General features: G+C 34.0%; 34 protein-coding genes and 2 tRNA genes. 30 read left to right on the forward strand and 6 right to left on the reverse strand.

The genetic code is table 11. The features are described 5' to 3' along the window. The first annotated feature begins 14 nt into the window (after positions 1–14). The 8 genes from PHI88_00315 to PHI88_00350 all read left to right on the forward strand — a co-directional run bounded on the left by PHI88_00315 (position 15) and on the right by PHI88_00350 (position 4,689). A complete protein-coding gene (locus PHI88_00315) occupies positions 15–194 on the forward strand; it encodes a hypothetical protein (GenBank protein MDD5551598.1) in 180 nt (59 codons plus the stop codon). 27 nt (positions 195–221) lie between these two features. Further along, on the forward strand, positions 222–905 hold the full coding sequence (locus PHI88_00320) for a hypothetical protein (protein MDD5551599.1): 684 nt from the start codon (positions 222–224) through the stop codon (positions 903–905). A gap of 26 nt (positions 906–931) precedes the next feature. Next, positions 932–1,555: a hypothetical protein gene (locus tag PHI88_00325; protein MDD5551600.1), complete on the forward strand. Its 624-nt coding sequence runs from the start codon at positions 932–934 to the stop codon at positions 1,553–1,555. A gap of 43 nt (positions 1,556–1,598) precedes the next feature. Next, positions 1,599–2,003 carry a hypothetical protein gene (locus PHI88_00330; GenBank protein ID MDD5551601.1) on the forward strand — a complete coding sequence of 135 codons (405 nt, stop codon included), beginning with the start codon at positions 1,599–1,601 and terminating at the stop codon, positions 2,001–2,003. A gap of 147 nt (positions 2,004–2,150) precedes the next feature. Continuing rightward, on the forward strand, positions 2,151–2,381 hold the full coding sequence (locus tag PHI88_00335) for a hypothetical protein (GenBank protein MDD5551602.1): 231 nt from the start codon (positions 2,151–2,153) through the stop codon (positions 2,379–2,381). Next, positions 2,371–2,766 carry a DUF3795 domain-containing protein gene (locus PHI88_00340; protein ID MDD5551603.1) on the forward strand — a complete coding sequence of 132 codons (396 nt, stop codon included), beginning with the start codon at positions 2,371–2,373 and terminating at the stop codon, positions 2,764–2,766. The genes PHI88_00335 and PHI88_00340 overlap by 11 nt, the downstream gene beginning before the upstream one ends. Positions 2,767–2,871: 105 nt before the next feature. Continuing rightward, positions 2,872–3,105, forward strand: coding sequence for a hypothetical protein (locus PHI88_00345; protein MDD5551604.1), 234 nt, complete (start codon positions 2,872–2,874; stop codon positions 3,103–3,105). 207 nt (positions 3,106–3,312) lie between these two features. Beyond that, entirely contained in the window at positions 3,313–4,689 is a 1,377-nt protein-coding gene (locus PHI88_00350; protein MDD5551605.1) for a lyase family protein, read from the forward strand. 82 nt (positions 4,690–4,771) lie between these two features. Here PHI88_00350 and PHI88_00355 read toward each other — a convergent pair whose 3' ends face one another. From PHI88_00355 to PHI88_00380, 6 genes are read right to left on the reverse strand one after another with little or no spacing between them, the layout of a single operon-like run. Then, on the reverse strand, positions 4,772–5,677 hold the full coding sequence (locus tag PHI88_00355; protein MDD5551606.1) for a thiamine pyrophosphate-dependent enzyme: 906 nt from the start codon (positions 5,675–5,677) through the stop codon (positions 4,772–4,774). Between the two features lie 34 nt (positions 5,678–5,711). Further along, a complete protein-coding gene (gene porA, locus PHI88_00360) occupies positions 5,712–6,857 on the reverse strand; it encodes a pyruvate ferredoxin oxidoreductase (protein MDD5551607.1) in 1,146 nt (381 codons plus the stop codon). Positions 6,858–6,911: 54 nt separating this feature from the next. Further along, a complete protein-coding gene (locus tag PHI88_00365) occupies positions 6,912–7,274 on the reverse strand; it encodes a four helix bundle protein (GenBank protein MDD5551608.1) in 363 nt (120 codons plus the stop codon). 32 nt (positions 7,275–7,306) lie between these two features. Beyond that, positions 7,307–7,564 (reverse strand): 4Fe-4S binding protein, encoded by a 258-nt coding sequence (locus PHI88_00370; GenBank protein ID MDD5551609.1) that lies wholly within the window; start codon positions 7,562–7,564, stop codon positions 7,307–7,309. Between the two features lie 3 nt (positions 7,565–7,567). After that, the gene (locus PHI88_00375; protein ID MDD5551610.1) at positions 7,568–7,957 is read right to left on the reverse strand and encodes a hypothetical protein; all 390 of its coding nucleotides are present in this window, start codon (positions 7,955–7,957) and stop codon (positions 7,568–7,570) included. A gap of 54 nt (positions 7,958–8,011) precedes the next feature. After that, complete coding sequence (locus PHI88_00380) at positions 8,012–8,569, reverse strand: 2-oxoacid:acceptor oxidoreductase family protein (GenBank protein ID MDD5551611.1); 558 nt, start codon at positions 8,567–8,569, stop codon at positions 8,012–8,014. A gap of 87 nt (positions 8,570–8,656) precedes the next feature. Here PHI88_00380 and acs point away from each other — a divergent pair, with 87 nt between their 5' ends. From acs to PHI88_00490, 22 genes are all read left to right on the forward strand, one after another. Beyond that, a complete protein-coding gene (acs, locus tag PHI88_00385) occupies positions 8,657–10,603 on the forward strand; it encodes an acetate--CoA ligase (protein ID MDD5551612.1) in 1,947 nt (648 codons plus the stop codon). A 4-nt stretch (positions 10,604–10,607) separates the two neighbouring features. Beyond that, the gene (locus PHI88_00390; GenBank protein ID MDD5551613.1) at positions 10,608–11,156 is read left to right on the forward strand and encodes a small multi-drug export protein; all 549 of its coding nucleotides are present in this window, start codon (positions 10,608–10,610) and stop codon (positions 11,154–11,156) included. A 5-nt stretch (positions 11,157–11,161) separates the two neighbouring features. Beyond that, on the forward strand, positions 11,162–12,289 hold the full coding sequence (locus PHI88_00395; protein MDD5551614.1) for a glycosyltransferase family 4 protein: 1,128 nt from the start codon (positions 11,162–11,164) through the stop codon (positions 12,287–12,289). A 7-nt stretch (positions 12,290–12,296) separates the two neighbouring features. Next, positions 12,297–14,090, forward strand: coding sequence for a DegV family protein (locus PHI88_00400; protein ID MDD5551615.1), 1,794 nt, complete (start codon positions 12,297–12,299; stop codon positions 14,088–14,090). A 5-nt stretch (positions 14,091–14,095) separates the two neighbouring features. After that, entirely contained in the window at positions 14,096–14,797 is a 702-nt protein-coding gene (gene uppS, locus PHI88_00405; GenBank protein MDD5551616.1) for a polyprenyl diphosphate synthase, read from the forward strand. A 25-nt stretch (positions 14,798–14,822) separates the two neighbouring features. After that, a complete protein-coding gene (locus PHI88_00410) occupies positions 14,823–15,452 on the forward strand; it encodes a glycerol-3-phosphate acyltransferase (protein ID MDD5551617.1) in 630 nt (209 codons plus the stop codon). Beyond that, complete coding sequence (locus PHI88_00415) at positions 15,431–16,333, forward strand: DegV family protein (protein MDD5551618.1); 903 nt, start codon at positions 15,431–15,433, stop codon at positions 16,331–16,333. The genes PHI88_00410 and PHI88_00415 overlap by 22 nt, the downstream gene beginning before the upstream one ends. 126 nt (positions 16,334–16,459) lie before the next feature. After that, entirely contained in the window at positions 16,460–17,980 is a 1,521-nt protein-coding gene (locus tag PHI88_00420) for a YifB family Mg chelatase-like AAA ATPase (GenBank protein MDD5551619.1), read from the forward strand. Next, positions 17,973–18,899: an FAD-dependent oxidoreductase gene (locus PHI88_00425; GenBank protein MDD5551620.1), complete on the forward strand. Its 927-nt coding sequence runs from the start codon at positions 17,973–17,975 to the stop codon at positions 18,897–18,899. The genes PHI88_00420 and PHI88_00425 overlap by 8 nt, the downstream gene beginning before the upstream one ends. A gap of 1 nt (position 18,900) precedes the next feature. Then, on the forward strand, positions 18,901–19,494 hold the full coding sequence (locus PHI88_00430; GenBank protein ID MDD5551621.1) for a mechanosensitive ion channel: 594 nt from the start codon (positions 18,901–18,903) through the stop codon (positions 19,492–19,494). An 8-nt stretch (positions 19,495–19,502) separates the two neighbouring features. Next, positions 19,503–19,574, forward strand: a tRNA-Arg gene (locus PHI88_00435). Between the two features lie 256 nt (positions 19,575–19,830). Further along, positions 19,831–20,079, forward strand: coding sequence for a hypothetical protein (locus tag PHI88_00440; protein ID MDD5551622.1), 249 nt, complete (start codon positions 19,831–19,833; stop codon positions 20,077–20,079). A 118-nt stretch (positions 20,080–20,197) separates the two neighbouring features. Continuing rightward, entirely contained in the window at positions 20,198–20,575 is a 378-nt protein-coding gene (locus PHI88_00445; protein MDD5551623.1) for a hypothetical protein, read from the forward strand. Between the two features lie 459 nt (positions 20,576–21,034). Then, positions 21,035–21,108, forward strand: a tRNA-Ala gene (locus PHI88_00450). A gap of 20 nt (positions 21,109–21,128) precedes the next feature. Next, entirely contained in the window at positions 21,129–22,325 is a 1,197-nt protein-coding gene (tyrS, locus tag PHI88_00455; protein MDD5551624.1) for a tyrosine--tRNA ligase, read from the forward strand. A gap of 7 nt (positions 22,326–22,332) precedes the next feature. After that, positions 22,333–23,025, forward strand: coding sequence for an HAD-IB family hydrolase (locus tag PHI88_00460; protein ID MDD5551625.1), 693 nt, complete (start codon positions 22,333–22,335; stop codon positions 23,023–23,025). A 4-nt stretch (positions 23,026–23,029) separates the two neighbouring features. Then, positions 23,030–23,386 carry a hypothetical protein gene (locus PHI88_00465; protein ID MDD5551626.1) on the forward strand — a complete coding sequence of 119 codons (357 nt, stop codon included), beginning with the start codon at positions 23,030–23,032 and terminating at the stop codon, positions 23,384–23,386. Positions 23,387–23,389: 3 nt separating this feature from the next. Continuing rightward, the gene (locus PHI88_00470) at positions 23,390–23,782 is read left to right on the forward strand and encodes an NUDIX domain-containing protein (GenBank protein MDD5551627.1); all 393 of its coding nucleotides are present in this window, start codon (positions 23,390–23,392) and stop codon (positions 23,780–23,782) included. A 2-nt stretch (positions 23,783–23,784) separates the two neighbouring features. Next, complete coding sequence (locus PHI88_00475; GenBank protein MDD5551628.1) at positions 23,785–24,510, forward strand: ABC transporter ATP-binding protein; 726 nt, start codon at positions 23,785–23,787, stop codon at positions 24,508–24,510. Continuing rightward, entirely contained in the window at positions 24,480–25,589 is a 1,110-nt protein-coding gene (locus tag PHI88_00480; GenBank protein ID MDD5551629.1) for a SufD family Fe-S cluster assembly protein, read from the forward strand. Before PHI88_00475 ends, PHI88_00480 begins: the two co-directional genes overlap by 31 nt. Before the next feature lie 5 nt (positions 25,590–25,594). Continuing rightward, on the forward strand, positions 25,595–26,200 hold the full coding sequence (locus tag PHI88_00485) for a hypothetical protein (protein MDD5551630.1): 606 nt from the start codon (positions 25,595–25,597) through the stop codon (positions 26,198–26,200). A 132-nt stretch (positions 26,201–26,332) separates the two neighbouring features. Next, a partial coding sequence (locus tag PHI88_00490; GenBank protein ID MDD5551631.1) for a hypothetical protein occupies positions 26,333–26,868 on the forward strand: 536 nt, incomplete at its 3' end.

Below are 26,868 nucleotides of genomic sequence, written 5' to 3' on the forward strand. Positions count from 1 at the left end.
CTAAAAATCAAAATATGGATTTTAATAAGTTTCTTAGTGAAATAAGAAAGAAAGATGGGGAAGAAACTGCTCGGAGAGCAAATACTCTTGTTAATTTTGAAACCTTAAAAGAGTTGCTTATCCGGAAAGAAATTATTTCAGAAGGAGAATTTAGAAAAGTCAGAGAAGAAGTTTGTGAAAGGTATAAAAAGTAGACAAGATCAAGGATAAAAAACTTAGGCATGAAATGTTTATTTATTGATGAGACAGAATGCAAACAAAGAGATCCTAATTTTTTCGGAGTCGGTGGACTTTTTGTTGACTCCTTTTTCTATAAAACCCTAAAAAGATCTTTTAAATCTTGTTTTGAGAGTTTGGGGTGGGATGAGAAAAAGGAGCTTAAAGGAAGCTATCTATTTTCTTCACGGAAAGGAGATAAAAATGTGCCGGTGGATAAAAGAATTAAGCTTGTAAGGGAAATTGTTGATTGTACAAGAGCGAAACAGCGATCACGAATTAATTTTTATTTTACAAGCAACGGGAAAAAGAGAAGTGAAAAAAATTATTTATTCTTATTAAAGAAAATAATTAAATCACTTAAAAATTATCCTGATAAAAACGATAAAAATTTAGTAATTATAACAATACATCAGTGTTCTGAATTTAAAGAAAAGAATATCAAAAAAATAATTAATGAAAATTTGAAGGCAAGACTAGTTTTATTTGAAAAACCCTTTATAATCCACTCAGAAAACGAAGCATGCGGTATGATTATTGTCGATATTTTAAACTACCTAAAAATGTGGATTGTCCTTAATCCCGAGGAGAAAAGTCAATTAAAATTATTTCCGAGTGTTAACCAAAAAAAATTAGCACAAGTTACAGAAATATTAGCAACAATTAAAAACATCAAAGATGTAAAATAGGAAATCTAATTTATAAATAAAAATTTATGTCAAAAAATAAAGTAGATAATCCAATAGTAAAAGTAGACTACGAAGAAGCTAAAAAACTTGCAGATTTAGGTGCTATTGTTCAAGATTTAAGTTTTGTAATGAAAACGTGTTCGCGTCTTGAGAGACTATTAAAAGAAAAATCCAAAGACAGTTTGTTAATCGAAAATATGTGGACTGCTGTATTAATAAGATATGCTAGATGTTTCGCAGACGGGAAAAGATTTGGTTTGTCAGAATCAATATTTGACAATTTAAATGGTGAGCCACATAAAGCGCACAAATTTTATCTTGATTTGAGAGACAAACATATTGCTCATTCTGTAAATCCATTTGAGCAAGTGGCGGTAGGACTAATATTGTCTCCGCAGAACATTGAAAGTAAGAAGATAATTAAGGTTGTAACAATGACTATGAGGCATATGATAACAGACATTGAGGGAGTTCATCAGCTTGGATGTTTAGCAAAGGTTTTATTAGAGGAAGCATGCAACATAGCCAAGCAATACGAAAAAGAGATATTAAAGAAAGCTAAAAGTATTCCTATTGATGGTTTATACAATTATCCCAGACTTCGTATGATTGCGCCTGGGCCTGAATCGGCAGATAAACCAAGGTCATAGTGCAAAAAACTAGAAAATTTATTTAATTAAGGAGTAAAAATTTATGAATCAAGATGATTATAATGCAAGAAAAAGAAAAGAAGAATTATTTCATTTATTTAAAGAATCGGTATTAGGTCGTTTGAATTTCTCAATAATTGTTAGTACATTGTCAGCAACCTTGCTTATAGTTGCAACTTTTAACAAAGAGTTAATTCCGGTTAATGATTTTACAAAAACTCTTCTTACAATTTTATTATTGCTTATACCGAGTGGATTATTTCTATATCTTTATGAATTAAATCAGACTGGTGTTGATTCAGCAAAAGCCTTGAAAAAAGAAATTAATGAAGATTTGAAGCAAAGAAAAAAGAATATATTTCTTTGGTTTAGCGTCTATTTTCCGTGGATCGGCCTTGCCATTATATCGTTTGTTATTTTCTCAATAATTTGGATAATTTGGCGATAGGTAAAGGCAAGGATTGCTGAAAATTGAAAAAATAAAATTAGACAGCCAATTTACAAATTTTTGTTTAAATATTTCCGCGATTTTGTTAGAATGAGTGGGTTAGGAGAATGATGAATCATGAATCACGAATAAAGCGAAAATAAATCTATGAGAAGACAAAAAATTGGTATTATAATGATTGTTATAGGAGTATTGGGATATATTTATAATCCTTTAATGGATGCCGGGAGTAACTGTGTTCTTGATGGTGGTTGTGGTTTTGGTTCGGCTATGCCAAGAATACCTTATTTTTTAATTCCGATTTTCTTGATTATTTTAATCATCGGGATTATTCTTGCCGTCATTAAAGAGAAAAACCATGGCAAAAATGAAAACTAAACTCATTGCGCCGTGCGGGATGAATTGCAATATTTGTATGGCATATTTGCGAGAAAAAAATAAATGCCTTGGCTGTAGATATATTACCCCAAAAAATTCTATTTCCCGCGTAAAGTGCAGGATTAAAAATTGCAAAAAGCTTAAAGAGACAAGCTCTGGCTTTTGTTTTTTGTGCAAAGATTTTCCCTGCAAGAGAATAAAGCATTTGGATAAAAGATACAGAACAAAATACAATATGAGCGAGATTGAAAACCTTTTATATATTAAAAAATTTGGAGTAAGAAAATTTATACAAAAAGAAAAGAAAAAATGGACCTGCAAAAAATGCGGTGGTACAATCTGTTGTCATAGAGGAGTATGCTTTAGCTGTGGTTCTAAGAAATAACTTTTTTAATACGAATTTTTATTTGACAATCTTAGGTTTTTTTGTTAATAATATATATAGCGATTTTGGGAAATTCCCAAAATCTTTTTATTTAAGGAGGCAAAGATGGATAGGTATTTCTATACTTTCCGTTACCAGACAATTCCCAGCTGTAAAGATTTTCACCTGTCTGATATTTCTGTCAGAAGTATAAGGGCGGAAAACGAAGAAGCAGCAATCCAAAGGGCCAAGAAAATGGTCAAGGCCCAGGAAAGAAAGCTGAATAGCGGGTGTAAAATCTTTGAGTGCGATCTTATACTGGTCGCCAAAGAGGTCTGGAGAAATCCAGATAATATCTAATAAGGAGGTGAGCTCATCATTGAAAAACCCTGCAAAGGGTTTTTTCAATATAAATTACTTTTCTTTATTTTATAGAAAGAAATTGACAGAAGATTATTTTGTGCTATATTCTAAAATCCAAACAATGTTCTTTGATTTTGGTCTTTAAGTGGACCTTTATATATTTCCCGTAAAGCCGTAGAAGAATAAGATATTTAGGAGGTTAAAATGAGATCAAGAGACATTTTTGACAGTCTTTCGCCGATTGACTATCGATACTGGGACGAGGAAGTGGCGAGGTATCTCTCCGAGAATGGGTTCACCACTTACAAACTTCTAGTAGAGCTTGCGCTTGCAAAGGTGCTTCATCGTCAAGGTATCTGCTCAAAAGCCGCTGTCCAAGAAATCGAGTCGGCTTGTAGTAAGGTGAGGACCGCTGAGGTGTATGACGAAGAAGATCGAATTCGTCACGACATCCGTGCCCTCGTAAACTGTATCCGCGCCAAGGTGAGCGAGAAAACGAAGCCATACGTTCATATGACGGCAACCTCGTATGACATCGTTGATTCAGCAAACGCTGTTCGTTACCAGGAGGTCGTTAAGGACGTACTTCTTCCAACACTCATGAACTTGGAAGAGGTTCTCATCGCGATTGCACTTCGCGAAGCCGAGACAGTACAGGTTGGTAGGACGCACGGCCAGCATGCAGTTCCGATTACTTTCGGATTCGCGATCGCCGGCTATGTGAGTCGCCTGGGCGGGTCAATTGAGAAGTTGAAAAAGCTTTCTTCTGAGCTTCCTGGGAAGTTCTCGGGAGCAGTCGGAGCATATAATGCTTCGTCGCTTTTCTTCGATGACCCCGAGGACTTTGAGGCCAAAGTGCTCGCCGAGTTAGACCTTAAGCCAGCTGGGCACTCAACGCAGATTGTGCCACCCGAACCTCTGACTCGGCTTTTCTGCGAAGTTACGATCGCGGCAGGAGTACTGGCCAACTTGGCCGATGATATGCGGCATCTCCAGCGGACGGAGATCGGAGAGGTGGGTGAGGAGTTTGAAGCGGCGCAGGTTGGATCTTCCACCATGCCGCAGAAACGCAATCCCATCAACTTCGAGAACGTTAAGAGCTTATGGGAGATTGTTATGCCCCGCATCGTGACGGTGTTTATGGATCAGATCAGTGAGCATCAGCGCGACCTTACCAACTCTGCGTCTGCACGGACTTATGGCGAGGTTATCACCTACGTGGTTTCAATGGCAAAGCGCCTGACGCGCACGATGAAAAAGCTTACAGTTGATCGTGCTAACCTGGAGCGAAACCTTGCCATACAGGAAGGGTTGGTGGTTGCAGAGCCTCTCTATATCATCCTTGCAGCGTTGGGACATCCTGATGCCCATGAGAAAGTGAGGATACTCACACTGCAGGCTCAAAGCGAGAAACGGCCGCTCCAAGAGGTTTTTGCCGATGACACAGAGATGAAAGTGTATCTTGAGAAGATGACGCCATATCAACGGCAGATCCTTTCAGATCCGTCTCTCTACATCGGCATTGCTGCAAAGAAAGCAAGAGATGTCGCAGAACATTGGAAGCAAAGGTTAGGAGGTTGAACTTCGAGGTATTTATGCCCGTGGGCGCTACTGTCAATTCAGTGGCGCCCTTTTCATTTAAGAAAATTTCTCTTTATGAGTTTTATTTTTTTTCTTCAAGCTTTAATAGTCTCTTCCATTCTTTATTTACGATTTTTTGGAGTTCTTCTATTTTTTCAGGATAATCTTTCAAGTGAGCAAATCTTTTTTGCTGGTTTATAAATTCTTTAATTGGTTTTTCTTTTGCTGGTTTTATATTTACTATATATTTTCCATTTTCAACTTCATATAAAGGCCAGAAGTTTGTTTCTGTTGCAAGTTTTGAAATTTCAAGCGTTTTTGCGGGTGGGAATCCCCAGATTGTTGTGCAGGGGGCAAGTATAATTAATGCTGTTGGCCCTTTGGTCTCAATTGCTTTTTTTGCTTTTTTCTTTAAATCCTCAAGGTCATGGATTGCGGCCTGCGCAACATAAGGGCTTCTGTGTGCGACCAAGATTTCTGTTAAATTTTTTCTTTGTTCTTCTTTGCCCTTTTTTACTTTTCCGGCTGGCGTTGTAGTTGTGTCAGCCCCCAGGGGGGTGGCCCCTGATCTTTGCCCGCCAGTATTTTGGTACCCTTCGTTATCATAAACTACCAAGGTAAAATCATGGCCCCGTTCAAATGCTCCCGAGATTGCCTGAAAGCCAATATCATATGCGCCCCCATCCCCGGCAAAAGCAACAAACTTTATTTTCTCTTCAAAGCCATTTTTCTTTCTGTATTTAAAAGCACTTTCAACACCTGCAATAGTTGAGGCAACATTTTCAAAGGCGTTATGTATGCAGGGGATATTCCAGGCATTATATGGATATATGGTTGAGGTAACTTCAAGGCACCCTGTTGCGACGCCAGCGACAATGGGTTTTTCTGTTTGGGATAAAACATTATTTACAATTAAAGGGATTGCGCATCCCGCACAAGTTCTTCCTCCTGGTGAATATTTTGGATTATTCTTTTTTACTTCAGCCATGTTATTAGTTATTTGTTTTATGCTATTAGTTTTTTTACTTGATCCATTTGATTTTGTTATCAACCTTCCCTTCTTTTAATTCTTTAAAAACTTTTTTAATATCTTTATCGTAAATATTTCTTCCTCCAAGACCAAAGACATATTTTTGCATTGGGATTTTATTTCCAAGTGCTTGTTTTATCTCTGCATAAAGCGGGGGATTAGCTCCAAAAGAAAGGGACCTATCAAGAACTGCTATTGCTTTCTTGCCAGTTAAAGCTTTTTTTATTTCTTCGTATGGGAAAGGCCTGAAAATACGTGGTTTTAAAAGTCCTACTTTTTCTCCCTTTTTTCTTAATTTATCTATTTGTGCTTTTGCAGTTCCTGCAGTGGAGGACATTACAACAATTGCATATTCTGCATCATCAAGCTGGTATTTTTCAAAATAATTATAGCTATTTCCCGTTATCTTTTTTAACTCTTCTCCTTCTTTTACTAAAATTTCTCTTGCATTTTCCATTGCTTCTTCCTGTGAAATTTTGAATTCAAAATATGAATCTGGCATTGAAAAAGGACCTACTAATGTTGGATTTTTAATATCAAGCAGATTATAAGGCGGTTTATAACTTCCAAGAAAGTTTTTTATTACGCTATCTTCAAATAATTTTACCCTTTCTATTTGGTGAGTTGTTATAAAGCCGTCAATCATTACCATGGCTGGCAATAAAACATTTTCATTTTTTGCAACTTTAAACGCCAAAATTAAATTTTCGTAAAATTCCTGAGCGCTTTCTGCATATATTTGAATCCACCCAGAATCTCTTACCATCATTGTATCTGAATGATCGCAGTGAATGTTAATTGGAGCGGATAAGGCCCTGTTTGCAACTGGCATTAGGATTGGTAGGCGAAGACCCGAGGCGACATAAACAATTTCTGACATTAAAGCAAGACCTTGAGAAGAGGTTGCTGTCGCAGTTTTTACTCCCGCTGCCGCTGCACCCACTGCCGCTGACATTGCAGAGTGCTCGGATTCTACATTAATAAGCTCAGCGTCTGAATCTCCGTTTGCTACTATTTTTGCAAAGCCTTCTGCAATCGGAGATTGGGGAGTTATGGGATATACTGGAAAAACTTCAATTCCAATTTGACGCAAAGCCTCAGCACCAGCTTGTGCTCCAGATAAAGGTTTAATATTCATAAATATGTTAAATGTTAAATCCTATAACTTAAAACTAAATCTTAAATGTTAAATCTATTTTTTGCCTCTTATAGTTATTAAGCTCGAGGCGATCATCTTGCTAATTTCGTTTGATTCTTTTATTAATGGTTCTAATTTTTTCTCAGTTATTAATTTACCATCTCTTAGAAGACAAAGCCAGTAAATTGTCTCGTTACAGCTTCTTAGAGCAATTTCGTAAAATCTTGAAAAATCTTTCTTAGAGCTTGCAGATTTTGCTTCAATTAAATTTGCTCCTATTGATGTAGCACTCCTCAATAATTGATCTGTAAAAATTAAATAAACTTTGTTTTTGGGAAAATCTTTTACAAAATTGATAATATCCAATGAAAATTTGTATGATCGGTAACGAATATTATTAGATTTCGGATTTGACATGTGGATATTGGATATAGGATTTGAGTTCTGAGTTATTCTTCAATCATTTTAATTGCTCCAGCGGGACATTTTTCAGAGCAAATTCCGCAGCCCTTGCAAAAGTCAGGATTAAATTTTATCTCATTTTTTTCTTTATCCAAAGAAAGGGAATTTTCAGGACAGGATTTTACGCATTGTTGGCAACGGATGCATTTTTCATTGTCTATTTCCGGTCTTTGCGATTTCCAGGAACCTGTTTTGAATTTTTTGCTTGTGCCTGCTGGCAAAATTGGTAAATTTGGTTTTTCCATATTTTATTTTACAGCTTTAAAGATTTTTTTTCGATCTAAAAGCAGAAAGGTAATGGGAATAAGATATATAACTAAAAAAGATAGTAAGATAATTTTTATAGCTATAGAATTTTTTAAATAGTCTTTTAATATATAGAAGAAGTTCAATAAAAGAAATAACCCTATTGTTAGAACATAAAATAATGTTCCATACCACGCTATTTTTTTCTTTTTTAATAAGAAAATACCACAAATTAAAGATATAATAAAATAAATAAGGCCCGCGATTATTGTTAATTCTCCTTTTAAAATTAAGGCAAGGAAAAAAAATCCATATATTATAGTTATCCACGCGGCAATTTTTGTTTTTATCGGTAAAGGATTTTCAGATTTTTTTATTTTTTGTTTTTCCATTTTTTAGATTTCTTTACCCCGTTAAATCCCGCGGAGCGGGAACTGCTAAAACAATTATTTAATGGGGTGAATTTGGTTATAACCCTTCTCAAGGGCTTTTATATTTTTTTCTAATATATCTTCTGGCAGAAATGAAAATTTTTCTTTAACTTCTTCTTTTATTGTATCAAGATCCAAAACATTTGTTGCCTTTAATATAGATCCAAGCATAGGAACGTTTGGAAGGTTTTTTTGGAAAAGGTCAAAAGAAATTTTTGTCGCGTCCACAACAAAAATTTTATATTTTCCGAAATTTTCTTTGATTTTTTCCTCTGGCATTGAAGAATTAAAAACTAAAATACCTTTTTCTTTGAGTCCATCTGTAAAATTAACAAGCCCAATTAAGGTATCGTCCAAAACTACAACAACATCAGGATCTATTATTGGCTGGTTGCTTTTTATTTCCTCATTAGATATTTTTGTATAGTATTGGACAGGAGCGCCGGTTCTCTCGGGGCCGAATTCAGGGAAACTTTTTGCATATTTATCTGATCTTATTGCCCCGGTAGCTAAAATCTCAGCTGCGGTTTTACCACCCTGTCCTCCTCTTCCATGTATTCTTATTTGGAGCATAAATATAATTCTGATATAATGATTTATAATTTTAATATTTAAAAAGTCGCAAGTCAAACCTTAATTTTAAATAATAAACAAAAAAATATGTTAACAAAGAAGGGCGGTCTCTATTTTCCAAGTTCTGATTTTAAAAAAAGAGCGATTATCAAAAACAAAGAAATTTATAAAAAGTCATTAAAAAATCCGATTAAATTTTGGGAAGAAGCAGCAAATGAAATTTTATGGCAGAAAAAATGGAATAAAACTTTCTCGCACAAGCCCCCTTATTTTAGCTGGTTCTCGGGCGGGAAATTAAACATTACAGAAAATGCACTGGATAGAAATCTTGCAGAAAGAAGAAATAAGGTTGCATTAATCTGGGAGCCCGAGCCCTTTGAAGAAACACCAAGAATTCTTACTTATTATGAACTTTATAGGGCGGTAAACAGGTGCGCCAATGCCTTAAGAAAAATGGGGGTTAAGAAGGGAGATAGGGTTGGAATTTATTTGCCAATGATACCCGAGGTTTTAATTTCAATGCTTGCTTGCGCAAGAATTGGAGCTGTACACACAGTTGTTTTTTCGGCTTTTTCCTCCCAGGCCTTACAGGTGAGATTACAAGACACAGGAGCGAAGTTATTAATTACCGCTGATGGATATTATAGATCAGGCCAAGTTATAGATTTAAAAAAGAATGCTGATGAAGGAATTAAAAAAACAAAAGTTAAAAAAGTAATAGTAGTAAAAAGAGCAGGCAATAATGTTTCTATAAAGAAAGGAAAAGATTATTGGTGGAAGGATCTTATGAAAGGGGAGAGTGACTATTGCGAACCGGTTCAAATGGATAGCGAGGATTTGCAGTTTATTCTTTATACTTCAGGTTCAACCGGTAAGCCAAAAGGAATAGTTCATACTTGCGGTGGCTTTACCGTTCAGGCTTATCTTACTTCAAAATTGATTTTTGACCTAAGGGATGATGATATTTTTTGGTCAACAGCAGACATTGGCTGGATTACAGGGCATACATATTCATGCTATGGACCGTTATTAAATGGTGCAACTTTTGTTTTATTTGAAGGTTTGCCCAACTGGCCTTATCCAGAAAGGTGGTGTGATGTGATTGAAGAGCATGGAGTTACAACTTTCTATACTGCTCCTACCGCAATAAGAATGTTTCAGAAACAAATAAAAAAGATAAAACAAAAATTACAAACTCTGCAAATTATAGTTTCAGTAGGTGAACCAATTAACGAAAAGGCATGGAATTGGTATTTTGAAGAAGTTGGCAAGAAGAATTGTCCTTTACTTGATACTTGGTGGCAGACAGAGACAGGTGGAATTTTAGTAACTTCTTTACCGGGCATTGGACCCTTCAAGCCCACCTTTACAGGACTTCCATTGCCAGGCGTTAAAATTGATATTTTAGACGATAAAGGAAAATCTTTACCCAAAAACAAAGAGGGTAATCTTGTTATCTTACCGCCCTTTACACCAGGTATGTTGCGAGGAGTTTATAAGAATCACAAAAAATATGTTGAAACTTATTGGGCAGAGTATGGAGATAAAATTTACTTTACAAGCGATGGAGCGTATCGTGACAAAGATGGTCTTGTGAGAATTGTTGGCAGAGTGGATGATGTTATTAAGGTTGCAGGACATAGAGTCTCAACCGGAGAGATAGAAAATGCGATTACAAAAAACAAACACTTTATTGAATGTGCGGTTGTGGGTATGCCAGACGAGATTAAAGGTGAGGTTCCTGTAGCATTTGTTGTTTTATCCTCCAAGGGCGGACCAGCCTTGGGCTGGAAAGATATAAAGGTGAGTGAAGAACTTAAAAAGGAAGTTACGGGCGAGGTAATGAAAAGTATTGGTCCTATCTCGCTGCCCAAAGAAATTTATTTTGTTCCTGATTTGCCAAAAACAAGGAGCGGTAAAATAATGAGAAGAATTCTAAAGAGATTTTTTACAGGCGAGGAACTTGGAGATCTTTCAACTCTTGCAAATCCAGAAATTGTTGCCACCATTAAAAAAATTGTCGGGATTAAATAATTTTATGATTTTCCCTCCAGAGTTTTTAGTTTTTCTTTTAGCGATGGCGCCAATTTCGGAACTTAGAGGAGCTATTCCAACTGGCGTTGCAATTTTTGGTCTTTCTTTTTGGAAAGTTTTTTGCATTGCTTTTTTTGGAAATTTAATTCCCGTTGCCTTGATCTTATTATTTTTAGAACCTGTTTCTAAATTTTTGCGAAAGAATTCAAAGTTTTTTGATAGATTTTTCAATTGGCTTTTTGAAAAAACTAGAAAAAAAGTTTCCCCCAAAATTAAAAATTACGAGAAGTTAGGGCTTACTTTGTTTGTCGCAATACCACTTCCAATAACTGGTGGTTGGACAGGAGCGGTCGCTGCTTTTTTATTAGGGTTACCTTTTAAAGTCGCTTTTCCTTTGATTACAATTGGCGTTTTTATAGCAGGTGTTATTGTTTCTATATTAACTTTGTCAGGCGTTGCTATTGGAGAAGTTTTTGGATGGGTTACTTTTGTTCTAGCTATTTTGGTTATCTTATTTTTTTATTTTTTGTATAAGTTAATAACAAAGAAATAGTAAAAATGAAAATTTGTTTTGTTTCTGCTCATCCAATGACATATCCCGGGGGCGTTCAAAATCATATTTTAGCTTTAAAAAAAGAATATGAAAAAAGAGGGCATGAAGTAAAAATAATTTATGCCAAAGATAAATCATCTAAGAATGGAAAGAAAGACGAAATTTTATTTGGTAGGTCAGTTTATCTTCCTGGTAATGCTTCAAAAGCGAATCTAAGCTTAGAGTTTAACACCAGAAATATTAAAAAAAACTTAGAAAAAGAGGATTTTGATGTTTTACATTTTCAAAACTTTGGGATTTTTTTGCCTTGGCAGGTATTAAGGGCTTCAAGAAAAATAAAAGGAAAAAGGGCTTTGAACGTTTTAACTTTGCATGCTTTTTGGGATGCTTCAAGAATGCTCAAGATATTATCAGGATTTTTTAGTAGTTATTTTTTGCCAAAGTTTGACGCGTTAATTACTGTATCTGAGCCAGTTTCAAAGCAAATAAGGTATAATGGTATATCTGAAATTATACCAAACGGCATCGACCTTAAAAATTTTTCTCCAGAGGGCGAGAAAATAAAAAAATTCTGCGATGATAAAATAAACATTCTTTTTGTTGGCAGAATTGAAGAGAGGAAGGGATTGATTTATCTTTTAAAAGCTTTTGAAATTTTGAAAGCAAAATATAAAGACATAAGATTAATAGTTGTGGGTGATGGTTTTGATAGGAAAAAAATGGAGAGATTTGCAGAGTATAGAAAAATTCAGGATGTTTTTTTTGAGGGCGAGGCTACAAACGAAGAGTTACCAAGATATTACAGGACAGCTGATATTTGTTGTTTTCCTGCGATATTCGGAGAAGCTTTTGGAATAGTTTTACTTGAGGCTATGGCCTCAGGAAAACCGGTAGTGGCTTTTTCCAATGCGGGCTATAAAGAAGTTTTAGTTGCAAAAGGAAAGGATTTTCTTGTAGAACCAAAGAATATTAAAGGATTATCAGAAAAGTTAGAGAGATTAATTCAGAATAAAGAATTAAGAGAAAGCCTTGGTAATTGGGGTAGAATAGAGGCGGAGAAATATTCCTGGCTCAAGATTGCCTCTAAATCTTTAAATTTTTATGATAAGGTGATAAAATCAAAATCACAATAAAATTTTTATGGATAATATTACAAAAAAAGAGTTAAGGAAGATGATATTTTTTTCCCAGGAAAGAATTGAAAAAAACAAAGAAAAAATTAACAAGATTAATGTTTTTCCCGTACCGGATCAGGACACGGGTGGCAACTTAGCAAAGACGCTTGGAGGAATTAAAGAATCAATTGAAAATAAAAAATTTAAAGATTTAGATGAACTTGCAAATGCCGCACTTGATGGTGCGCTTGAGGCAGCTCAAGGGAATGCCGGTGTAATTTATACCGGATTTTTGGCCGGATTTTTGCCGGCTTTTCAGAACAGAAATCCAATCAATGCTGAAAAATTATCAACAGCCATGAGAGAAGGAGCCATTAAAGCGAGGCAGTCAATTCAAGATCCAAAAGACGGCACAATTCTTGATGTAATTGACGCTGCCGCAGAGACCATTGAAAAAGAATCAAAGAAAGATAAAGACATAGTATCTCTTTTTAAGAAGGCAACAAAAATGGCAAATGAAGCTTTACTTGCGACCCGTGATAAAATGGAAGTTTTTAAAAAAGCAAATGTAGTTGATGCAGGTGGACTTGGATATCTTATAATACTTGAAAGCTATGTTGATGCTCTTGAGGGTAGCGAGCTTAGAGAAGAAGAAGAGAGATCGTCCGAAAAAGTAAGAAAGTTTGTACAAACAATCTCTTTTAGGTACGAAGTTGTTTTTTTAATTAAGAACCAGAGAATAAAAAGAGAAGAATTAGCAAATAGGCTTGAAAAAATTGGTGATTCCATTGAAATTTTGGAAGTACAAGACAAAACAAAAGTTCATGTTCATACTGATGATCCGGATGAAGTAAAGAAAATAGCAAGGGATGCGGGAGAAATTCAGAACTTAAGAACAGAAGACATAGCAAAGGAAGTTGCAGGAGAGATTTCCGTAAAAGAAAGTTCGATTGGTATTGTTGTTGAAGAAACTTCTGATATGCCACAAAAGATAATTGATAAATACAGGCTTGGTTTTGTAAATCACATTATAGATTGGCCAGAGGGAGAAAAATTATCTGGAGATAATATTTATCAAAAAATGAGAGAAGCTGACAAAAAAGGAATTAAGTCTCTTCCAAAAACATCTCAGGCTTCTCCTAAAAAATTTCGGGATATTTTTCAGAAGGAGTTTAAAAAATTGCCAAAAAACGCAGAAATTATTTCGATTTCACTATCCTCAAAGCTCTCGGGCGCATTTAATTCTGCTAATCAAGCAAAACAAATAATGCCAAATCCCGCAAAGGTTTTCATTTTTGATTCTTTAAATGTTAGTGCGGGGCTTGCTCTTTTTATTTTAAGAGCGATAGAGCTAAACGGAGAAAAAAGAGATTGTGGCGAAATTATAAAGAAACTAAAAAATTTAATTCCCAATATTTATTTGTATGGCGTTGTTGAAGATCCGAAATGGTTAGAATCTGGCGGGAGAATGAGTCATTCTCAGGCTGTTTGGGTAAAAAGAATGCAAAAAATAGGTATTCGTCCTTTAATCACGGTGAAGAAAGGAAAGATTGAAAAAGGAGGAATTTGTTTTGGAGTTAAGGATTTATCAACAGCTGTTTTTAAGAAAATAAAAAGAACCTCAAGAAAAGCAAGAAGTTCGGGTAAGAAGATAAGAGTAATCATTAATCACTGCGATAACAAAGAAGAGGCAGAAAAGTTGAGGAAGAAACTAAAAGAGATTAAAGCAGAAGTTCCGTATATAAATTTGGTAAGTCCTGTTATCGGGGTTCATGTAGGACCGGGTACTTTAATTGCTGCATGGACAATCATTAATTAAAAATTATGAAAAGCAAAATAAATCACATTGTAATTATCCCAGACGGCAACAGAAGGTGGGCAAGGAGGAGAGGTATTTCGCCGCAAAGAGGTCACAGGAGAGGCATTAAAACGTTAGAGAAAATTTTAGAGAAAGCCAGAGATATGGGCATTAAATATTTTACTTTCTGGACCGCTTCCTGGGATAATTTAACTAAGAGGTCGGAGAAAGAAATTGATTATTTATTTAATGTTTTGGAAGAGCAATTTAGAAGAGTGCTTGATGATGAAAGGACTTTTCAAAATAAAGTAAGGGTTAATGTTTTTGGCAGATGGATAGACATTACCCCAGGGAAAACTCAAGCAGTAATAAAAGAACTTATAGCAAAAACCCGTACCTTCAACAAACATGTTCTAACTTTCCTCCTAGCTTACAATGGAACAGATGAAATGATAAACTGCGTAGAAGAGATATCAAAGAAAGGTATAAAAAAAATAAACAAAGATACAATAAAAAACCATCTTTGGACAAAAGATCTTCCACCGGTAGATCTTGTAATACGCACAGGATGTGAAGAAGATCCACACATGTCAGCAGGATTTATGATGTGGGATACAGCATACTCCCAGCTTTACTTTACAAAAACCCTTTTTCCTGCATTCACCCCAAAAGAGTTTGAGAAAATCATAAAGAACTTCTCAAAAAGAGAAAGGAGGATGGGGAAGTAGAGAGAGTTAATAACAAACAAAAAACATGATTGAAATAATTTATTTATTTATAATTTTTTTATTATCGTATTTTATCGGTTCTTTCCCGACGGCTTATTTTGTGACAAAGAAATTTACAGACAAGGATATAAGAAAAGAGGGAACTGGTAATGTTGGGGCTATGAACACTTCCAGAGCTACAGGGAAGTTTTATTTATTCTTTTTAGTTCTTCTGGGAGATGTTTTAAAAGGAGCATTGCCTGTATATATTGTTAAAAATTTAAATCTTGGCGATTATTCTATTTTAGCAATCACTTTTTGTGGTTTTGGTGTTGTTTTGGGTCACTGTTATTCTGCTTATTTTAAAATCAAAGATGGAAGTTTCGCGGGCGGGAAAGCAATTGCTTCAATGAGCGGGATTTTGGGTGTTTTGAATTTTTATTATTTATTTTTACCCTGGGTTTCTGTTTGTATTCTCTATATAATTTTTTCGGGCTATTTATTTTTGGGTCAGTTTATGGCTAATTTATTTTTACCAATTATAAGCTATATTTTAGTTCCTCAATATTTTTGGTTATGTTTTTTGTCTGCGATTCCGATTTTCTTTAAGCAAAAATCAAGATTTATCCCAATGTTAAAAGGGAGAGAACCTAAATGGTATTGGAAAAAAAGATAAAAAAAGAATTAAGAAATAAAAAATCCCAAAACAAAATTGGAGTTGTTGCAGATGATGTTTGTTCTTTACCAGAAGAATTTTTGAAAAAAAACAGAATAGAGATCGTAAAAATGAGATTGTTTTTTGAAGAACTTAAAAAACAACCCGAAAAGGATATATATCAAATAATGAAAGAAACGAAAGCTTATCCTAAAACTTCAGCACCCTCGCCTGGGCAGTTTCTTAAGTCTTATAATAAAGCCCTTAAGATAAATGAGAAAATTGTTGTAATTACAATAAGCTCTAAGCTTTCCGGCGCTTTTAATACCGCGAATCAAGCAAAAAAATTAATATCCATTCCTTCTAAAATTAATATAGTAGATTCATTTTCAGCCGTTGCCGCAGAGGGGCTTCTTGTTATAAAAGCAATTAATCTAATTAAAGAAAAAAAAGATTTAAAGAAAATTAAAAATGAATTAGAGACTGTAAAAAAAAGAATAAAAATGTTTGCTTTTCTTGAAACAACTTATTGGGTAGAAAAGATAGGAAGAATTTCTAAAAAAAGAGCTTTCGGATTTAAATTTTTGAAATTATTTGGAGTGATGCCGATTATCGGCATAAAAAGAGAAGAGGTAGGTCTTGTGGGATTTAATTTCTGGACTACAAAAAATTATAAAGCAGTTTTTCATCAATTAAAAAAAGAAACTAAAAGGGCAAAAAAGCAATCAAAAAGATTGATAGTTGGAATAAATTATACAGATAATAAGGACACAGCTTTTTGGTTAAAAGAAAAAATAGAAAGAAAACTTCAGGCAAGAGTCATTTTTGTGAGTATGGTACCTTTAATTGTCGGCGCAAATTCTGGTCCCGGAACATTAATTGCAGCAAGTTATATAGAATAATAATCTCAAATGTTATATCCTATAACTCAAAACCATATCCGAAATGTTAAATGTAACAATTGTAAAAAGATTTAAGATTTAACATTTGGATTTAAGATAAAGGATTTAAGTTTTAAGATATTTTTTATGGCTATAAAATTATTTTCATCAGCGATAATTGGACTGGAGGCTATTCCAATTGAAGTTGAAGTTGATTTTTCTCCCGGTCTCCATAGTTTTTCTATTGTTGGCTTAGGAGATAAAGCAGTTGAGGAATCAAAAGAAAGAGTGTCTTCAGCTGTTAAAAATACAGGCGCAAAACCACCTCAGCATCATAATAGGAGAATTACTGTAAACTTGGCCCCTGCTGATATAAAAAAACAAGGGCCAGGATATGATCTTGCAATTGCAGTTGGTTTTCTTCTGGCCTCTGGTCAAATGAAAAATATTGATGTATCTGATAAATTATTTATCGGTGAACTTTCTTTGGACGGCACTTTGCGTAAAACAAATGGCATTTTACCCATTGCTTCTTTGGCAAAAGAAAAATTAAAAACACTGGTCTTACCAAAGGAAAATGAAAAAGAAGCAGAGTTGGTTGAAGGGCTTAAAATTTTGTCAGTAAATAATTTGGACGAACTTTTAAAAACTTTAGAAAAAGAAGAAAAAGAATATATAAAAATAGGGAATGGCGCAGAAGAAATTAATCCTGTTTTAAAAACCGACATAGATTTTGCTTATATTAAAGGGCAGGATCGTGCAAAAAGAGCTTTTGAGATTGCAGCGGCTGGAGGGCATAATATCTTTTTGTCAGGGCCTCCAGGAGGAGGGAAAACTCTTTTATCTCGCGCCCTACCGTCGATTCTTCCTCGTTTAGACAAAAACGAAATTTTAGAGATAACAAAAATTTATAGCGTTGCAGGACTTTTATCTTCAAAACAACCAATCTTAGAAGAAAGACCCTTTAGGGCTCCACACCATTCTTCGTCAACAGCGGCTTTAATCGGCGGTGGCTCGAAGATTAAGCCGGGGGAAATTACTTTAGCCCATCGTGGAGTTTTGTTTTTAGATGAATTCCCAGAATTTCATAGAGACGTGATTGAAGCTTTGCGCCAGCCCATGGAAGATGGAATTGTTCAGGTGTCTCGTGCTACAGAAACTCTTTTATTCCCTGCAAATTTTACTTTAGTTGCAGCCTCAAACCCTTGTCCTTGCGGATTTTTAAATGATTCGCAAAAAGAATGTAATTGTACTTCTTCTCAAATATTACGATACCAGCGAAAGTTGTCAGGGCCAATTTTAGATAGGATTGATATTAAAATTGAAGTTCCACGAATTGGTTTTGATAAATTGTCTTCAGGAAAAGTTGCAGAAGAGAGCAAAAAAATAAGAGAAAGAGTTGAACTCGCCAGAGAAATTCAACAAAAAAGAGGTTTTATAAATAGTGATATTAGTATCCCAAAAATAAAAGAATATTGTAAAATAGATAATGCCTCAGAAGATCTTTTAAGAATGGCGATGCAAAAATTAAATTTATCGCCAAGAAGTTATCATAAAGTGTTGAAAGTTTCTCGTACTATTGCAGACCTTGATGGTAAAGATAATATCGCAAAAGAACATCTTGCAGAGGCAATTAGTTATCAGGATAAAAAAGAAAATTATGTATGATGTAATTATTATCGGTGGCGGACCTGCTGGCGTTGCAGCAGGAATATATTGCGCAAGAAAAAACTTGAAAGTAATTTTGTTAACAAAAGATCTTGAGGGTCAAATTTTTGACTCACCCAAAGTTGAAAATTATCCGGGCTTTAAAGAAATTTCCGGCATTAATCTTTCCGCAAAATTAAAAGAACATTTATTAAATTTTTCTTCGAATATTGAAATTAAAGAAGGGTTTTTTGTAAAGAAAATAGAGAGGATAGAAGATAATAATTTCCAAATTGCAACAGAAGACGGAAAAAAGTTTATTTCAAAAGTTATTATTATTGCTAGTGGTGCAAGCCCTAGAAAGTTAGATGTTCCGGGCGCTAAAGAATTTGAAGGGAAAGGAGTTTCTTTCTGTGAAACTTGCGATGGACCTTTTTTAAAAGAGAAGGATGTTGTTGTTGTTGGAAGCGGAAATGCAGGCCTTGAAGCCGCAGAAGAACTTGCGAGCTATACAAATAAAGTTTGTGTTTTGGAAATTAAAAACAAATTAGTTGGAGATGAATTTTTAGCAAAAAGATTAGAAAAAAAAGGAAATGTAGAAATTATTTTTAATGTTGAATTAAAAAAGATAAAAGGAGAGAATTTTGTTGAAAAAATTATATATTTTGATAAAAAGGAAGGGCAAGAGAAACAATTAAATGTTTCTGGAATATTTGTGAAAGTAGGACAGTTCCCAAATAGTGATTTCGCAGAAGACTCTTTAGAGATAAATGAGCGGAAAGAAATCATAATAAATCCAAAGACATTAGAGACCTCAGAAGAAGGAATCTTTGCAGCGGGGGATGTTACTGATATTTCTTATAAACAATATATTATAGCAGCGGGTGAGGGAGCGAAAGCCGCTTTATCAGCTTATAATTATTTAAAAAATAAAAAGTAAAATGATGAATTTTTCACAACTTATATCTGAGGTTTTAAAATATATTGAAAAAATTCCAATGTTGAAGATTGGATTTATTATTGTTGGAGGCATTATTGCTTATATTTTAATAAAGACTTTTGGCGAAATCTGGATAATGAAAATGATGAAAAGAAAATATAGGAAAAGAGATAAAGAAGCTCTTCAAAAAAGAACACAAACACTACATCAGACATTAACCACTGCTTTAAAAATCGTTATTATCTTTACTGGGTTTTTATTGATTTTAGATGAAATCGGTATTAATCTTGCTCCTTTTGTTGCGGGTGCTGGAATTGTGGGTCTTGCTGTTGGATTTGGTTCGCAGAGCTTGGTAAAAGATTTTGTCTCTGGTACTTTTATTTTAGTAGAAGATCAATTTAGGAAGGGGGATAAAGTTAAGATAGGAGGTTTCGAGGGCAAGGTTGAGAATTTCACTTTACGGAGAACTTTGCTAAGAGACGATAAAGACAATTTGCATTATATTCCGAATAACCAAATAAATTTTGTATCAAACCTAACAAAAGGGAAAGAAGGGAAAACCAAAGAAGAAAAAAATTTACAAGCAAAAAAATAAACCTATTTGCCCCTGTAGTTCAACGGATAGAACGGCTCCCTCCTAAGGAGCAAATCTGCGTTCAATTCGCAGTGGGGGCATAAAACCGATGGTTCTCCCGATTTTCTTTCCCGCAGCGGAATTAGAAAATCGAGTTCCGACTTTCGTTTAGAAAGTCAAGAATTCTCGATAAAATCGGAAGATCCTCGAAATTTCAAAAAAATAAATTTCGAGAGACTCCTTCTAGGGGCACTGATTTAAATTCTCAAAGTCCTAAGTTTATTCAATAAAAAATGATTTTTTTTATTGTTTTGTGTTAATATATAAAAAAGGTTTTTAAAATAAAATATAAAACTTATGGTAGAAAATTTTAATCTTTTCAGGAAAGTAGAAGAGGAGACAGGTTCAGAGAGTTTAGAAGATCAAAAAGAAAAATTAGAAATAGCTATAGAGGGCGCCTATAAAGCTGCAAAAGAGGGTAGAGGATCTAGCGATCTTGATTCAAATATTAAAAATACCCTAGAAGATTTTTTAGAATCATTAGAAAAAGAGAGAGGTAAGCAAGTTGAACTGAAATACAAAAAAATGCAAGAATCAAACGAGTAAATTTTTACAGATTTTAGAATCTTAAAGCAAATAAAATTTAATATTGACTTTTTTAGAGCCAAAGTGTAAATATAATGCGGTACTTTAGCTTTTTTAGTGTAAGAAAGGAGCAATAGTTGTGAAGGATAGTTATGAACTTTCCAAGGTGGCAGACGTTCTTTGTCGTTTGGGCTATCGAGATAAAGAAGAATGGGAGAAAATTGTCTCCCAACTTATTTCGAAGATTTCGATGGTAGGTTTTAAGGAGGTGGAATTTCTTCCCAAGGATTCTTCTTTCATAATAGAGACTGGTAACCTCTATTTTTGCCTTGTTGCGGAAACAGATAAACTGAGAGACGAGATCACAAATCAAAAATATAAAGTTCATTTTGTTTTCGCGATGTGCAAGGATGACGGAGAGTTACCTTGTTGTCTTTCTGAGAGCGAAGCTGAAAGACTGGAGGTGAAGTTGAGTTTACCGCAGTATGACTATCAGGAGGTGATAGGATACCTATAATTCTTTTGGGGCCGGCGCATGCGCCGGCTCTTATTTTTACAGATAAAAATTTTATGTATAATGTAATAAATATTAGCAACTTTAAGTTTTTTGTGCTCTTTGAAAGGAGGTGTTTAGGTTGCTAGCATGGATTATTTTAGCAGCTATCTGTATTTTGGGCCTTTTTACGATCGTCATAGCAGATCAAAAGAAGAAAGCTTTTTTAGCGGTTATTCTAGTAATTAGCTTGGTTATAATCGCAATTATTGCTTATTATTACATTTCAACCTTTAGCTGGTGGCGAATCTTCTTGACGGTATCTTATGCATTACTGGCAATAGTATTCTCGTTATCTTTAATAAAGATGCTTTTAAGAGGAATTCGTAGTTCTCGGTAGGTCCAAAAAGCAGGTGAAAAGGTAGGAAACTACCTTTTTGCTTTTTTTAGGTTAAAAAATTTGTTAGAATTTATAAATAATAAGGGCCTGTGGCGCAACTGGTTAGCGCGCCTCGATGGCATCGAGGAGGTTAGGGGTTCGACTCCCCTCAGGTCCAATCTGATAAAATTATTAATCATGACAAAAAATCAAAAAATTAAGGAACTTTTAGAAAGGGGAATTGAAGAGGTGATTGTGAAAAGTCATCTTGAAAAAAGATTAAAAGATGGCAAAAAATTAAGGGTTAAGTTTGGTATTGACCCCACTTCGCCCGATTTACATTTAGGTCATTCGATAGCTTTGCGAAAATTAAAACAATTTCAAGAAATGGGGCATAAAATCATCTTTTTAATTGGAGATTTTACAGCTATGGTTGGTGATCCATCGGGAAGATCAGAAGCACGGAAACCATTGAGTGAAAGGGAGATCAAAAAGAATATGGAGGACTACAAGAAACAGGCCGCGAAAATCTTGGACATGAAAAAAGTTGAATTAAGATATAATAGCGAATGGTATGAAAAAAGTCCTGCCAGTTTTTTAACTGATTTGTCATCCCGGTTCACATTAGCAAGATTAATGGAAAGAGATGATTTTCAAAAAAGGATAAAAAAAGATGTAGATATTACTATGTTAGAACTAACATATCCTTTACTTCAAGGTTACGATTCTGTAGCACTGAAAGCAGACCTAGAACTGGGAGGAACAGACCAGAAATTTAATCTTTTAATGGGACGTAAAGTTCAGAAAAAATATGATCAATCTCAGCAAGATATAATGACAGTTCCTCTTTTACTAGGGATAGATGGTTCAAGGAAGATGAGCAAGTCTTTTAAAAATTATATTGGAATTACGGAACCAGCGGAGAAAATGTACAGCAAAATAATGTCAATTCCTGATATAATGATTTGGCATTATTTTAAATTACTCACGGACGTGCCCTTAGAAGAAATTGAAGGCATAAGAAATCAAGTTTATAAACTTAACCTTAATCCTCGCGACGCTAAAGTAAAATTAGCGAAAGAGATTGTAACAATGTATCATGGAGAGAAAGCAGCAGGAAAGGCAGAAAAAGAATTTAATAATGTTTTTAAAGATAAAAAAAATCCAACAAAAATGCCAATTTTTGTAATAGTTCAAAAAACTTATCCTCCGCTTGATTTACTTTTTGCTTTAAAGTTAGTAAGTTCAAAAAAAGAAGCAAAAAGAGTTATTTCGCAGGGTGGTATGAAAATAGATGGAAAAGTAGAAAAAAACTGGAAAGGAATAATTGAAATCAAAAATAACATGGTAGTTCAGGTAGGGAAGAGGAAATTTGCAAAAATCAAAAAATCCTAATTTAATTATGAACCAAACAAAAAAAGTCAGGCTAGCTATTTTTGATTTTGACGGAACATTGATTGATGGCCATCTTTGGACAGCGCTTTTAAAACACAATTTTAAGAAAAAAAGAAGAATTTTCTCAAGCATTTGGTACCTTGTCTATCATATGCTTCTTTACTATTTTTATAAACTAAAGATAATCTCGCAGAAAAAATGTTTTCAGGCCTGGGCAAAAGATATTCCTAAGATATTAGTGAAAGGATTGAGCGTGGAGAAGGGAAAAGATATCTTGAAAACAATCTGGAGGGAATATCTTTTACCAACAATTAAAAAAGAAACTCTTAGCAGATTGAAATGGCACCAAAAGAGGGGAGATATTACAATTCTTGCTTCAAATGCTCCTCAAGATTTTTTAGAGATAGTAAAAAAATATTTGAATTTTAATTTTGTTGTTGGTTCAATATTAGAAGTAAAAAATAATCGCTTCACAGGTAAAATTATTCCTCCGCTTCCTTGGAGTAAAGGGAAGGTTAAAAGAATTAAAGGAATTATTAAAAAAGAAAAATTGAATGTTGATTTTAAAGAAAGCTTTTCCTATTCTGACGATATAAGAGATTTGCCTATGCTAAAAATGGCAGGAAACCCTGTTGTGGTAAGCCCGGATGAGAAATTATTGAAAATAGCAAAAGAGAATCATTGGGGAATTATAAAATAATTAAATGTTGAGCTTCAAAATTCCAAAAGAAACAGATAATTTTTCTTGGACAAAGCATTCAGTTGAAAAAATGAAATATTACGGACTTTCCGAGCAGAGAGTGAAAAGAGTTTTAAGATATCCCAACAGGACCGAAAAAGGGATTGCGCCATTTACAATTGCTATGATGCAGCGTGCAGGTTCAAAAAAAAGACCTCATGAAATTTGGACAATGTACGCTCTTTTAAAAAACGGCAAAAGAGTAATTATTTCTGCATGGCGGTATCCTGGTATCAGTCCTAAAGGACATGAAATTCCAATTCCAGACGAGATAAGAGGAGAGGTTGAAAGAGAAATTAAAAAACTTAAAGATCAAAAATGATTTATGATAAAAAATATTTCAGCTGTTATTGAAGACAAAAAAGGTAAAATTCTACTTTTAAAAAGAAACTCAAACGAAAAATGGTATCCTAAAAAATGGTGTATTGTTGCTGAGAAAATGAAAGAAAATGAAACACCAGACAAATGTTTTAAAAGGGGTCTTATTGAAGAAATCGGCATTGAGGATTGTAAAGAAATCGAAAAAAAAGAACCTTACTTATTTGAAGATGGAGATTTTAAAAGGATAATTTATCCTTATCGTTGTAAAATTGATAATAATGATATAAAAATCAATTATGAACATTCAGATTATAAATGGGTTACTCTTGAGGAGTTATTTTCTTTAGACATTGCAAAGCCGGTAAAAAGTGCATTAGAGTCTTTCTATGAGATATAACCATGCTTAAAATAAAAAATTTAAAAGTGAAAACAGCTGGTAAGGAAGTTATTAAAGGAATAAATTTAGAAATTCCCAAGGGCAAGGTTTATACAATTTTTGGGCCAAATGGATCTGGAAAAACCACTTTACTGATGGCGATTTTGGGTTTTCCAAGGTACAAAGCTCAAGGTAAAATTATCTTTAAAGGAAAAGATATTTCAAGACTTTCTCCAGACAGACGAGCAAAACTGGGGATTGGTATTTCTTTTCAGAGGCCTCCAACTATTGATGGATTAAGTTTTAAAAATTTTATTGACTCATATTCTAAAATTTCTAAAAAAGAATTAGAAAAACTGGCAAATACTTTAAAAGTTAGTCAATTTTTAGAAAGAGAAATAAATAAAGGAATGTCTGGGGGAGAAATTAAAAGGGGAGAAATATTTCAGGTTTTATCTCAGGCGCCAGATTTTCTTTTACTGGATGAGCCAGAGTCAGGAGTGGATGTTGAAAATATTAATGTTATTGGCAAATCTCTTGCTAACTTTTTAAAAGATAAAAAAAAGTCTGCGTTAATAATTACTCATAGTGGAGAAATTTTAAAATATTTCAAATCAGATAAGGGTTTGGTAATGGTAAATGGCAGAATTACTTGTTTTGGTAATCCAAGAGATGTCTTGGCAACAATAAAAAAAGTCGGTTATAAAAATTGTAAAACATGTCACAGAAAAACTCCAAAACATCATTAAGAAAAGAAATTAAAGGAGTAGAGAAAGTTGGCTTTGATATCTTAGAGAAAACAAGATGCGGAAGTTTTATTCAAATAGACAATAAAGCTAGTTACTCAAGTTGCAGGAATGAAGGCGTTGAGGTAATACCAACTTCTCTTGCTCTTAAAAGATATTCTTGGCTTAAAAAATATATTTGGAAGGCGGTGAGAAAAAACAAAGACGAATACACAAAAGAAATTTTGCGTTATAAGCAGGAAGGATATTTTATCAGGGCAAAAAAAGGAGTTAAGGCTAAAATTCCTGTCCAGGCCTGTCTTTACATCAAGACCAGAAATATTCATCAACGAGTCCATAATATTATAATTGCTGAAGAAGGATCCTCTTTAAATATCATTACTGGGTGCACAATTGCTCCACAAATTTATTCTGGAATGCATGTTGGAATCTCAGAATTTTTTATAAAGAGAAACGCCGCTATTTCTTTTACAATGATTCATAATTGGGCAAAAGACACGATTGTTCGTCCAAGAACAGGAGCTTTTCTTGAAGAAAATGCACAATTTATTTCAAATTATATTTGCTTAAAAGAAGTAAAGGATCTTCAAATGTATCCAATGGCGTATCTTAATGGGAAAGGGGCTGTTTGTCGTTTTAGTTCAATTTTAGTTGCACCAAAAAAAACTCTTTTGGATGTTGGTTCGGGTGTTTTTTTGGGCGCAAAAAAGACAAGAGCAGAAATTATCGCTCGTGCTTTAAGTAAGGGGGGTAAGATAATTTCGCGAGGGAAGCTTATAGGAGAATTTCCAGAAACCAAAGCCCATCTTGAATGTAAAGGATTAATATTAAAAAAAGAAGGTGAAATAGATGCAATTCCAGAGCTTGAAGGGAGAACGATTGGTTCTGACTTGTCTCACGAGGCCGCTGTTGGTAAAATCAACGAGGAAGAGATTGAATATTTAATGGCGCGGGGAGTCTCGCGAAAAGACGCAACAGCAATGATTATTCGCGGTTTTTTAAATATAGACATTAAGGGATTACCAGATAGTTTAGATAAACAAATAAAAAAAGCAATTAATCTTTCTGCGAAATCTTTTTAAAAATTATGAAAATACCAAAAGAGGAAATTGAAAAACTTTTTAAGATTAAAGGGGAAATTAACGGTATAGCTCTCCTTGAAGATAAACGTTTTTTCCTTGATAGGTTTGGAAAAGATGATTTAAAAAGAATAGAAGATGAAATTTCAAATATAATAGGCGAGGAATTTCGTTATGATAAAATAGCTTCTTTTAAATATTATCCTTTGTATCTTTCGGTTTTAGCCACTTTAATTTTAAAGTACGAATTTAATTTCAATGACGATGGATTAAGAGATTTTGGTAAAGAAGGCGCAAAAGTTTCCTTGATTATAAAGTTATTTTTAAGACACGTTATTTCTTTAAAGAGCATTCAAGAGAAAGGGCCTGCTATTTGGCGGAAATATTTTTCTAACACAGGGAAACTAACGATAGAGAAATTTGACGATAAAAAAAAGACGATAATTTTAAAAATAGAAGATTTCAATCCACATCCTCTTTATTGCAGACAAATCGAGGGTGTGATTTACCAACTTTTTTCCTATATCGTGAAAGACAATAAGAATCTTAAAGTAGAAGAGACAGAATGCACTTTTAGAGGAAGTAAAAACCATAAATTTAAAATTAGTTGGTAATATTAAAATTTTGTGGTAAATTAATAAGTAATTAAAACTTAATAAAATTATGGAGCTCCGTATGAATTTTATTTTGCGTTACTCAATAAAATTATGGAGTCGAGACATTAATTTTTCGCTCCGCTCAAAATTATGGCAAATATCAACAAAAAAGAATTAGATGATTTATTGAAGATCGAGGGTAAAATAAGAGGTGTTGTGTTTCATACTGACGCAAGTTACGTTCTTAAAAAAGAAGGCGAAAAAGGATTAGAGAGGTTAAAAAATATTGTAAAAGATTTAGGATATCAGATAAATTATGATAATCCCAAGAAAACAGATTGGTATCCCATCGGCTTGCGAGCAATTTCTTTAATTTTAATGAAAGATACTTTCGGATGGAGCGATAAAGAGATAGAAGAAATGGGGTGGAATGCACCAAGTTTTTCTTTTATTATAAAAATCTTTATGAAGTTCTTTGTTTCAATATCAAAAATAGCAGAAGAATCACCGCGTTTATGGAAAGAGCATTATTGGGACATAGGAGAATTAGTCCCCGAACTTCACGAAGATAAAAAAACACTTATTTTAAGATTAAAAAACTTTAAAGTTCACCCGATAATTTGTATTTACCTCGCTGGTTATTTTAAGAGAGTTGCATCTTTAGGTATTAAAAGCAAAAAAATAGA

The sequence above is a fragment of the Candidatus Paceibacterota bacterium genome (assembly GCA_028716825.1).
Classification (GTDB): domain Bacteria; phylum Patescibacteriota; class Minisyncoccia; order Minisyncoccales.